Source organism: Flavobacterium psychraerolatum, from assembly GCF_025960985.1.
GTDB lineage: Bacteria > Bacteroidota > Bacteroidia > Flavobacteriales > Flavobacteriaceae > Flavobacterium.
In genome coordinates, this window is the sequence record NZ_JAOQMX010000053.1 from 20,633 (window position 1) to 27,411 (window position 6,779).

The following is a 6,779-nucleotide window of genomic DNA, read 5'->3' on the forward strand; positions in this document are numbered from 1 at the left end:
CTATTTCGATACTAAAAGTTTGTTTACGTAAAAATACTTAATTATTTAAAGCTTTTATTTTTAGTAGCCAGACAATTGATAGGTATTCTGCTAATTTAAAAATTTGGAAAATAGTCACTGTTATTACTAAAAAGTAGAAAGTTATGTTCAAAAAAAAACAAAAAGGTGCTTTTATAATCTGCTATTTTACCTAATATTTAGTGCTAAAACACACGTTTCTCAATGGTTTTGCAACACAAGTAGCCTGTAAGATTTTTGTATATTTAATTGAATTTATAATAGACGTAATTGAATAACAATATTTACAAAAATCAACTTTCATGAATAATATTATTTTTGACTTTATAGGCGGTAAAACAGGAGATTGGAAAGTGCTTAAAACAACCACTTTAATAGGGGATTCGTTGCCCAATGTGACACATATTGATAAAATGCAAAGTTCTTTCATCAATCGATTTGAAGGAACTTGGTCATTAAAGGGCGTCATCAGTAGTTTGCGCTACACTGAAAAAGAGGAAAACGAAAAACTCAAAGCCAAACAACCCGATTTGGGACGCAAAAAAGCAACTTATGCCGCATTTATTCCCATCAAAAAAAATGAAGCTTGGTGGAATCTTGCCCAAGATGAGCGCCGTAAGATTATGGAAAATCAATCCAAACACATACAGCACGGCATGAAATACTTACCTGCCATTGCACGTCAACTGTTTCATTCGAGAGATATTGATGAACCTTTTGATTTTTTAACATGGTTTGAATTTGCTCCTGAAGATGAACCAGCCTTCAATGAGCTACTCGGTATCATGCGTCAGTCTGAAGAGTGGAAATATGTAGAAAGAGAAATCGATATCCGTATGGTACGTATGTAGGTAAGCCTGCATTTGTACTTTTTAAAAAATAATTAATTCAAATGGGGGATAGTTGGAATCAATGACTGCAATTATACCTTTTCTTTAGAAGTGAATAAACACTGTTTTTTTAATGTTAAAAGATCATTCTCAAATGTAATTGCTAGTTTTGATCGATTGAACGCTTCTTTGGAATAATATAGTGCTGTTTCCTTGATATCGGGACGATTGATAGTTTCTAAAGAAGTGAACGCCTTTTGCAAACGCAACATCACCTCAATAGTACTAGCACCGTCTCTGGCAATTGGTCTGAAGGCATCATCAAAAAATTCTTCCATCGTTATACCTATTACTTCGATACGATCATAAACAATTTTTTGGTCGCTAATTTTTTCCTTTTTATGATTCCATAGAAAGAGTAATCGTTCTTGGCTTCCAATAATTTGTATGGCAGTACCAGGATCATTTATACCAGGTGACAAAGCTCTACTGGCAATTTCGGTCAAGGCAATTAGACCAAACCTCGGATCCTCTTCAAATAATCTCGTGGAACCAATTTGGATTGCATTGTTTATTTTTTGAGTAATTTCTGAAAGGTCCAATTCTTGATTCGAATTAACGAAGGCAAGGGGAAAGTTTTCGTGAATAAATTTCCCTGGAATACAATTGAGTCGAATTTTAAGCTCATTATTGTTGGCAATTATTTGCAAAGCTTCCATATTTATCTTTTGAACATAACCAACTGTAGCTGCCAGTATTATTTTTCCGTCTGGAAAATCACCACGAATAGGGAGTGCTTGTAAGAATGGGTGTTTGATGTAATTTTGTAATGAGGTGGCCGCAACAGTTTCAATTTGTTTGATGGTGTGTTCTAGTCTTCCTAGCCTTGATATTCGGTCTACCCATCTCAAAAAGGTCAAGATTACTACGGTAAATAATAGTATAGTGGATAAAAAAAGAACAAATCTACCTGCTTTGCCATAGTACCCATTATTTAGGGCTATGGTGGCAACGATACTAAAAATGAATGCTCCAATAAAAGCCGAAAGTGCATTTTTTGAAACATCGTCGGCTATTATAATTTTAAATGATCTAGGAGTCGCAATACTGCTTGCGGATGAAAAGGCTGAAAGCATGGACCCAACTGCAAAAATGGCAATGACCAACATACTGCCAGATATTGTGTCAAGCAGCCCTTCAATGGAGTCTTCTTTGATGTCGGGCACTAGTTCTTTGAGCCCAGTACCGTCCACTAAATGAGCAAGTAATGCACCACCGACAGATACTACACAAAATAAAAGTGGTCTAAACCATAGTTTATTACTGAATTGTGTGTAATATTTAATGATTGTCTGTTTCATGAAGTGCTAATTAAGGAAAGTTTAATTTCTTAAAAATAGTGAATTTATCTTGTAATTGGTACTATAATCCGAAGATTGGAGTGTATTAAAAGTAATTAAGAGTTTTTTTTAAAACTTTTAATTACAAAATAAAGGCCAACTAGTATAAAAGGGGTACTTAGTAATTGCCCCATATTCAATGGCATCCCTTTTTCAAATTCAGATTGATCAATTTTTAAAAATTCGATTAGGATGCGCATGATAAAAATCAAAGTGGTGGATAAGCCAAAATAAAATCCGTTCCCCAATTGAATTTTTTTACTTTTATAAATAGAAAAAACGATGATAAAAATGATGAGGTATGTAATCGCTTCATACAATTGCGTTGGATGCCTTGGTACATTGTCAATTTGTGTAAAAACAAAAGCCCATGGCATGGTCGTAGGATTTCCAATCATCTCTGAATTCATCAAATTGGCTAATCGAATAAATGTGGCTCCAAGAGGAGCTACAATGGCTATCAAGTCTAAGATAGTAAGGTATTTAATCTTGAATTTTTTTGAATATAAATAAAGGGAAAAGATCAGTCCAACCGTTCCACCGTGGCTGGCCAAACCTGCATAACCAATAAAATAATAGTTACCGCTACTGTTTTTTTGAATTGGTAAAAAGATTTCGATAATATGTTGGGAGAAATACTCAAAGTCATAAAAGAAGCAATGTCCCAATCGAGCTCCCACAAAGATACCAACGATACCGTATAAAAATAATGATTCGTGAGCATCTTTGTCTAAGTTTTCAGTTTTGAAGATTCCTTTGAGAATAAACATACTCAAAACCAATCCGGATGCAAAGAGTAGTCCGTAATATTTTAATGGGAAACCATAAATAGAAGCTATTTCTGAATTGAAATCCCAGTTGATATATAATGACATCATATTTTTTACTTTTTTATTGCGTTCAAAAGTAGCCAAAATGTTTGAGCTTGGAAAAGGTTTATTTGTTTAAGAAAGTGGAGTGTGAGTTATCTTTTTATTAACGGTTGAGTGTATTTTCAATTTCGGACAAGTTCTTATTTAAATTTTTTCTAAAAAAACGGATTTTTTATTGCCTTTTCTCCAAGTAAATCAATACTTCTTTTGAATTTACTTTCTAAAGAAAATTTTAGATCATAATAATTATCTCCATAACCTTAAATGTCTGATTATTGGAAATCAACAATTAAATCAATGTACTTTCGGCGTTAAATATATCATTTAAAACAGAACCAAAAGCATATAATGATTTAACTTTATGTGATTTTCATAAGGTTAAAATATCTTTCAATTAAATTCATGTTACTATTTTTATTTAAAAATTAATAAGAAGAAATCTAGTTGTATAATTCATTATGAATTTCCGAATTTTTGGGCGTACAGCTGGTAATGCCTATTGGTAATGCAAAATTGCGTCTCAATAGCTATAGTAATCGTGACCGATATTTAAATTTATTGCGTTAAAAAAACGTCAATTTACCACATATTTCACCATTTTTGGAAACTGCTGCTATTAGAAGTATATTTATTGGTCAAGTAATTCTTGATGTGAATTGTAGTTATTTTGAAAAGACCACAAATAGAACAACCATTTATTGCTTTAAAATTTTCAATCTATCATCAATTTTACCAGATAAAACTAGCTCATTTTCAGTAGGTAAAATCATAGGATAGCTTGCGTCTATGTAAACAACTGCAACAGATGGTCCCACAATGGGGCTCTCATTTCCGGGTACACCATTATTTAGTGAATAATTGGAATCTTCGGGTATCAAGACAAAATTTGGTTCAAAATACAAGGGTTTTAAACTCGATGGAATGAAGGAATAATTTTTGTAAGATAGCGTTGCGGTATTATCAGTTGAAGTTAAACTAATGTTTTTGAATTCGGAGTTGGAGTCAAAACTTCCTTTTTCTCGTCTTTTGGAATCAGCACCAACAAAGCCTTCTTTTAAAAATAGAGCCCAACTACTACCTTCAGATTTTACCACATCAACCAAAATTCTACCGTTTAAAACTGAATGAGGTTGCAGTAAAACAGCAGCTTTTCCATGTATACTAGCTACGTTTTTGACAACAATGTTATATACCCCTAAATCATATTTCCTGCCAGTATGTGATTCTATACGACAGGTCATACCACCTTCACAAGATAAATTTTTAAGTAAAATATTTCTGCCAACATTGGTCTGTATCAATCCATAACCAATGGAAGCCTTAGATAAAGAAACATTAGCAATGGTGACATTTTCAGCAAGATCCGCAGTTTCTCCGTCGTTGTTCAAGTCAACAGGATTAAAGGCAATGGCTGCTCCTAAAGTATAATTATCAACAATAGTCAAATTCTCAACCAAAGCATTTTTTACGTATCCAAATGAAATGGCTCTATTGAAAGCTTCTCCCCAAACTTCAGCAAATTTTTCTACAATTAATTTTGGTCGCGTATTTGCTGTACCTAATCCAATAATTTTAACATTTTCAAGTGGTTTTCCAATTTCACTACCATTTAATGAAAAAAACTGGCGAAAACCGTTTATAGCATTTTTTCCTTGATCTTGATTTTCTAATTTTATGGTTGTATTGCTCTCGATAGTGATGTGGACATTTGATTTCAATAAAACATCTCTAAATCTATAGTCGCCTGATTTTACTCTTATTTTACCACCACCATTGTTACTCAAAGTATTAATAAGGTTTTCTAATGCTACTGTATCGCTTGTTCCGTCTACATGCTCAAAATTCACATCTCTTTCTGAAGGTAAATTTGTTAGTTCACTACCATTATAACCCGCCTCATCTTGATAATAGGGTTGTGAGGGATAAATTGAAATATCAGAGACGTCACCACTATTTACAATTGTGCTAGGTGTTTCTGCTTGTTCTTTTTTAGTTTCTTCAGGATTAGAACTACATGAAAAGAAGACAATTAAAAACGTGTATGGAAGTAATTTTAGCATAGAAATTTTTTTTGTGTAAAATAGAGAATTATACTAATCTACGTAAGTACTTATTATTCAATTAGTAGCTGTAAATTATCCAAACTAGTTTCTAAATGCTTAAATAGAAATCTTTTAAAATCGTCATTATCAGAAATTACTACTCTGCCTTTCTTTTCTCATAACTTTTTGTGCTTGTTCTGCTAGTCAATAAAGTAAAAGACAGTTACGGATGCAAAAAAACAGCAAATATAGCTTGCAAAGAATGTCTCTTACAAAACTTTGTACCAGAAGAGGAGGAGGACAAGAATAAATTGATGAGAATCACTAAAACGCAAAAGTATAACCCTTACACACGAGCAGTTTATCCGCCATTTTGCGATGCATATTTTCCCTAAAGGATTTGTAAAAATAAGGGATTATGGTTTTTTGAGTAGCATCTTGAAAAATCGGAACAGGATTTGTAAACGAGATAATCTAAAGGTTTTACAAGAAAAACTAAAGGTTAAACTCCAACTAAAAGTAGCCAAAGAATCGAAAATTAGAAAGTGTCAATGCTGTAAAACGGGCAATTTGCACACCATTCTACTCTTGAACTAGCGAGGTTAGCCTGCTTGGTATCTTGGTGGTAGCCAAAAATTAACTGCCTGTAAAAATTAGTTTTATGGGTAGGGCAACGTATGCGATAATGTGAAGGAAAACACAATGAAACCAGTCTATTTACGGCTCAAAAAAAAAGAGGACGCTTTGTCCTCTTAAATAACCTAAACTTGTTTATCGATATCCCCATAGTGGCGGAAGTAGAGCGGTGAGCCTGTCCTGAGCGATAGCCGAAGGGTTCAACCGCGGTTTCATTGTTGGCTTTTCAAGCCCAACGAAACCTTTGCTGTTAGCAGTAGTTTTTTTATTAATTCTGTTTTAAATTTGTATTCTCTAAAGTCCAGTATTTCATTCCATTTTCTGTTCTTAATTCTATAAAATTAAATTTCGTTAACAAATTTATAGAACTACTATTTTCTGTCAAACAGTTTGCTGTAATTTCTCTAACAATTTCATTTGAAAAAGCCCATTTAATAATTTCTTTTACAGCTTCTTCTGCGTATCCTTTTCGTCTTTCTTCTTCAATTATTCCATAACCAATATCAATGTTTTTGTTTTTATAATTAAATCCTTTAAATCCTAAATCTCCGATTATTTCTAAAGTTTCTTTCTTAATTATCATCCAAGATTCATAACCTGTTGGAGATTCAACTTTTGATAAGTTATTAATTATCTTCGGCAATGTTTCAATAACATCATTGTCAGGCCAGCTTTTACCTTTTTTTAAATTTAATTTTTTTAAATCTTCAAAGTCATTATTCAATATATTTTTACAAATTTGAATTGTAAATGGAATAAGTATTAATCTTTCGGTTAATAATTTATCAATTTCTAAACATTTAATTTTCACTATCTTTCACTCTTTAATTTATCTTTAATAATATACTTTTCTAGGTCAAATTTCTGATTCTGTGCCAAAATTACTGCTAACGTCAGTCTGTCTAAAAACCCCGTTTTTTTTTAATTTAAATTATATTTCGCATAAATGTAAGCGATTTAAACAACAATTAAATAGCCTTT

General features: G+C 32.4%; 5 protein-coding genes and 1 pseudogene. 2 read left to right on the forward strand and 4 right to left on the reverse strand.

Going from position 1 to position 6,779, the window contains the following annotated elements; translation table 11 throughout:
• The first annotated feature begins 320 nt into the window (after positions 1-320).
• Complete coding sequence (locus tag M2326_RS15580; RefSeq protein WP_264620469.1) at positions 321-869, forward strand: chlorite dismutase family protein; 549 nt, start codon at positions 321-323, stop codon at positions 867-869.
• 71 nt (positions 870-940) lie between these two features.
• Here the strand turns inward: M2326_RS15580 and M2326_RS15585 are convergent, their stop codons facing one another.
• The 3 genes from M2326_RS15585 to M2326_RS15600 form a co-directional block, all read right to left on the reverse strand.
• The gene (locus M2326_RS15585) at positions 941-2,209 is read right to left on the reverse strand and encodes a DUF2254 domain-containing protein (protein WP_264620470.1); all 1,269 of its coding nucleotides are present in this window, start codon (positions 2,207-2,209) and stop codon (positions 941-943) included.
• A 95-nt stretch (positions 2,210-2,304) separates the two neighbouring features.
• Positions 2,305-3,126: a prolipoprotein diacylglyceryl transferase gene (lgt, locus tag M2326_RS15590; protein WP_264620471.1), complete on the reverse strand. Its 822-nt coding sequence runs from the start codon at positions 3,124-3,126 to the stop codon at positions 2,305-2,307.
• A 689-nt stretch (positions 3,127-3,815) separates the two neighbouring features.
• Positions 3,816-5,180, reverse strand: a complete 1,365-nt coding sequence (locus M2326_RS15600; protein WP_264620472.1) for a glycoside hydrolase family protein — start codon at positions 5,178-5,180, stop codon at positions 3,816-3,818.
• A gap of 309 nt (positions 5,181-5,489) precedes the next feature.
• Between M2326_RS15600 and M2326_RS15605 the strand changes: the two are divergent.
• Positions 5,490-5,759, forward strand: a pseudogene (locus M2326_RS15605) (transposase); the annotation flags it as partial.
• A 307-nt stretch (positions 5,760-6,066) separates the two neighbouring features.
• Here M2326_RS15605 and M2326_RS15610 read toward each other — a convergent pair.
• A complete protein-coding gene (locus M2326_RS15610; RefSeq protein ID WP_264620473.1) occupies positions 6,067-6,609 on the reverse strand; it encodes a GNAT family N-acetyltransferase in 543 nt (180 codons plus the stop codon).
• Positions 6,610-6,779: the final 170 nt, after the last annotated feature.